We start from the raw sequence: 4,138 nt of genomic DNA on the forward strand, positions 1-4,138 counted from the left end.
CTGCTGGGCCGGTCGGAGTCATCGATTCGAAGTGCGCGACAGGCTGGAGCGGCCTGGCTTCCACCCTTCTTCAAGCAAGGAAGCCGGATTTGCTGGCGGATCAGCACGGTTCGCCGGTTCCTACAGGAGTGCGAGGAAGGCCGGCACGCTCCGGCTCGCCCGGGCCGGAAGCGTCAGACGCCGCCGACGCTCTCACGTGTCAGTTAACCGAGCTTGTCGGCCAGGGTGTCGGGGCAAAGATGGGTGTATCTCTTGAGCATCCCCATGGTTTTGTGCCCCGTAATACTTGCGGCCTCCATAATGGAGAGCCCCTTTTCAAAGAGGCGTGACGTACCTTCGTGGCGAAGGTCGTGGAAGTGCAGGTTTTGTACTTTCGCTGCCCGACAGGCGCGAAGGAAATACTGGCTGACGGAGTGTGGAGCCAGTGAGAACACCTGGCCGTCAATGCGCGCGGGCAGCGAATCAAGCAGCGCGCGGGCACGGATCGACAGCGGAACCAGTCGGCGGCTGCCGTTCTTGGTGTCTTCCAGCAGAGCGTACTTACCCTTGATATCCACTCTACGGAGCGTCAGGAGCTCGCTGCGCCGCATAGCCGTCTCGACAGCAATCTCGATGATCACCGGCATCTCCGCATGGATTTCACCGGAAGCCTTGAGCACGGCTTTCAATTCAGTGGCGGTCGGCCGGCGATCGCGCTCACGGCTCCCCTTGGGCATCCTAAGTTTTGCAACTGGGTTGCTCAGCCCCTCAATGCCCCAGTCCTTGATCGCCACCGTATATAGATGGCTGATCAAGGCCAGCGATAGCCGTACCGTATTCGTTGATGAGCCAGCGGCCAATCGCGCATCACGGTAGTCGGCCAGGTCGGATGATCGAAGCTCGGCGAGCGACTTGCTGCCGTACTTGCCTTCAGACCACGTCTTTATGCGGGTCAGCTCCTGGCGGGCGCCCTTCTTCTGCGCAGATACTTCCCGCGCATAGCGCTCAAAAGCCTTCGCAACAGTGGTGGCTTCGGCCTCCCTGGTATCGACGAAGCGCTTGCGCGACATATCCCCCTCGATTTCAGATGCCCACCGCTGCGCTTCGGCTTTCGTGTCAAACGAAGCCGACAGTGCCGGATACCCTTTTTTGCGGATCTTGGTCCGCCATGTCCCGTTGGGACGCTGCTCAATAGTCGCCATGCTGCGGATTTTGCCGTTCGTCCTTGGGACATGCAATTTATCTCAGTGTCCCAGGATTGTCCCAATTGTCGCGTCGAGCAAAATCCGCAGGCATAAAAAAAGCCCCGCAACCTAATGGCTGCGGGGCTTTTAAGAGTGGAGGCCGAGGTCGGAATCGAACCGGCGTAGGCGGATTTGCAATCCGCTGCATAACCATTTTGCTACTCGGCCTCAAACGATCAATGCCCTTACCGCCGACATTCACCGCATATAAACTTGAGTGGGCTCTGTGGAGCTGCCTCTACTCTAACTCATTGAATACATTGAAGTTTTTAATGCTTCGTTGCGTTCGATGGGCGCCATTATGTACTCATTTGCTTTTGCCTGCAACCCCTTGATTTCAAAAATATTTCGTATCGGGATCAAGGAGTTGCGTGCCTGCCCTACTCCTTGATCACTTGTTGCTGGTACTGCGGGTCGGCCTTGATCTGGGCGTCGGTGAAGGGCAGCGGGCGCAGTTTTTTCTCGGAAAATGCATGGGTCTGGTCTGTCGCGTATTTGGACGCGGGGTCGCTGGATTCGGAGAATGCCAGCACGCCCACGGCTTGGGGGCCGTTGTCGTCGAAGGTGACGATTTGCAGGTAACTGGTGCCGCTGACCACTTCGCGTTTGCCGTCGGCGCGGGGCACGGTTTGCATGGCGTTATAGATGCCCAACTCTTGCGGGCCACCGTGGATCGGGGTCTGGCCGGAGACTTGAATGTCGCCCCAGCGGGTCAGGCCGAATTTGGCGACGTCGGCGGCCGAGGCCAGCATGGCTTCGCGCAGGGCGTTGGCGACCGGCTCGCGGTCGATGGCCAGGCCGCGTGGCGTGGTCAGGGGCTGCGCGGGGTCGAAGGCGACGCGCCAGGCGTCTGGGATTTGCTGCAGGTGTTCCACCAGGTTGATGAAGTGCACCAGGCCCACGCCGCTGTCTAGGTTGGCGTGTTGGTCCCAGTTTTTCAGGCTGTCACACAGCGGCTGCAAGGCGGCGCGGTCGGCACCGAGGTGTTTGGCGCAGAACGCCAGTAGGTCGGGCATCACTTGGCCGGCGAGGTACACCTCGTTGTCCATCACCATGTTTCGCAGGTCGGCCACGCTTATCGGCTGGCTCTCCAAAGATTGCAGGCGCTGTACCGCGAAGCGGGCGCGTGGGCCGAGGCCGATGTGGTCCTGGCTGATGACCGGCGAGAAACCGGTCAACGGCGCCTTGGGGTTGGCCATCCACGCGGAGTCGTTGGAGTGCTGCACGTAGTCGGTGCGCTCCAGCTGCGGCAGTTGGTCGGCGGCGAAGATGCCGGCCTGTGCTGCACGCGGGTCTACGTCCCAGGCGCAGGCGCTGTGGGCACCGTCGAGCATGATCAATTGCAAGCCGGCCCGTGGGTCGCTGCATTGCGCGAGTTTGGCGGCGCTGACGTTGGGCACCACCGACAGGTTCATGTACAGGCTCTGGCCCTTGTCGTCCGCGGCCACGGTGTTGACCCACGGGATGCCTTGCAGCGTGTGCACCGAGGTTTGCAGGTCCTTGAGGCTGGCGGCGCGGTTCATCGCGTACCACTGCTGCAAGACGCGGTCATTGCCCAGGTTGGCGTCGCGCAGGCTGAACGCGTAGTGGCTGTCCCAATCCAGTTTGCCCGGCCATTGCACCACCGGGCCGAATTGTGAGCTGTAGACGGTATGGGTGACGTCTTTGACGCTGCCATCCGCCTGCTTGACCTGCACCCTGACCGGGGTTTGGTCGAGGGCAATGGAGTGGCCGTCCAACAGGTAACGCGTGGAATCCTTGGGATCAAGGGTGAGGCGATACAGCGTGAAATGCTTGGAGGTGTCGACCGTGTGGGTCCAGGCCACGTGCTGGTTGAAGCCGATATTGATCACCGGCAAGCCCGGCAACGCGGCGCCCATCACATCCAGTTGGCCCGGGATGGTCAGGTGCATCTCATAAAAACGCATGCCACCCACCCACGGAAAGTGCGGGTTGGCCAGCAGCATGCCACGGCCATTGAATGAACGGTCACGGCCTATGGCGACGGCGTTGCTGCCACGGTCGAGGGTGAAGCGCTGTTGATTGACCGCCGCCAGTTCGAACGCCTTGGCGTCGGGCTGCACACTGGCCGTGGCTTGGGGTGGCGTCGCGCCGACCAGGGCTTCGGCGAATTGGCCTACACCGCCTTCTACCAGGAGCCGGCGGGTCAGCTTCACCAAATCTTCAACGACAAGGGGGCGTACCCACGCGGCCTGGCATTGTTTCGGCGTGCCCTGCTCTTTCAGGTAACGGTTGTAGCCTGCCACATAGCCGGCAATGCGCTGCTGCATCTGCGGCGTCTGCGCGTTCCAGAACGCCGCCACCGCCTGCGGGCTGTTGAGCCACGTGAAAAACACATCGCTGGCGAGGTTGTTGCGCTCTTCCAGGGTTGCCTGGTCCGGGCCGAAGAACCTGGCGCGCTCGCCATTCACGGTGACCACTTCGTTGGCCAGCAGGCACAGGTTGTCCTGGGCATACGCGTAGCCGATGCCAAACCCCAGGCCGCGCTCATCGCTGGCGCGAATATGCGGGACGCCGTACGTGGTGCGGCGAATCTCCGCCGACGCGGCTGTCGAGGCCACCTGCTCGCGCGCCGACGCCACAAGACTCAGGCCCAGCAACACCCCGGCCACGCATACCCTGGACAACCCGTTGGAAATAATCACGCAAGCTCCACAGTCAAATTGAACACCCTCACAGGGGGCAGTTACCCCACCGTAAGGACGCAAACAACCGGGAATAATTTAGGCTGCGAGCGCGTTTAATTAAGGCGTTCGCGCTGTGACAGAACCGATACCGACAAAATTTCTACATCCGGCACTTCATGATTTTGCTCGCTCGTTCGTCTTATTAACTAAGAGCGCCATCATTTTCCTGATCAGGCTCTGATAAGGAGTTTTTTGCATGTATAACCC

At 60.7% G+C, this 4,138-nt stretch carries 3 protein-coding genes and 1 tRNA gene; 1 reads left to right on the plus strand and 3 read right to left on the minus strand.

What is annotated here, in order from left to right; all coding sequences use genetic code 11:
- Positions 1 to 207, plus strand: a 207-nt coding sequence (locus tag WBB95_RS29380; RefSeq protein WP_424490777.1) for a hypothetical protein, incomplete at its 5' end; no start/stop codon positions are given.
- On the opposite strand, the gene WBB95_RS29385 is transcribed toward WBB95_RS29380, so the two are convergent.
- The 3 genes from WBB95_RS29385 to WBB95_RS29395 form a co-directional block, all read right to left on the minus strand.
- Complete coding sequence (locus WBB95_RS29385) at positions 204 to 1,181, minus strand: tyrosine-type recombinase/integrase (protein WP_424490778.1); 978 nt, start codon at positions 1,179 to 1,181, stop codon at positions 204 to 206. The genes WBB95_RS29380 and WBB95_RS29385 overlap by 4 nt on opposite strands.
- A 136-nt stretch (positions 1,182 to 1,317) precedes the next feature.
- Positions 1,318 to 1,391, minus strand: a tRNA-Cys gene (locus WBB95_RS29390).
- Positions 1,392 to 1,603: 212 nt separating this feature from the next.
- Complete coding sequence (locus tag WBB95_RS29395) at positions 1,604 to 3,889, minus strand: acylase (protein ID WP_424490779.1); 2,286 nt, start codon at positions 3,887 to 3,889, stop codon at positions 1,604 to 1,606.
- Positions 3,890 to 4,138: the final 249 nt, after the last annotated feature.

The sequence above is a fragment of the Pseudomonas sp. genome, assembly GCF_049645325.1.
In the GTDB taxonomy this organism is placed as follows: Bacteria; Pseudomonadota; Gammaproteobacteria; order Pseudomonadales; family Pseudomonadaceae; genus Aquipseudomonas.

Coding starts and splice junctions, on each gene's coding strand:
- WBB95_RS29385 (WP_424490778.1), bottom strand. CDS start 1,181: ATGGCGACTATTGAGCAGCGTCCCAACGGGACATGGCGGACCAAGATC.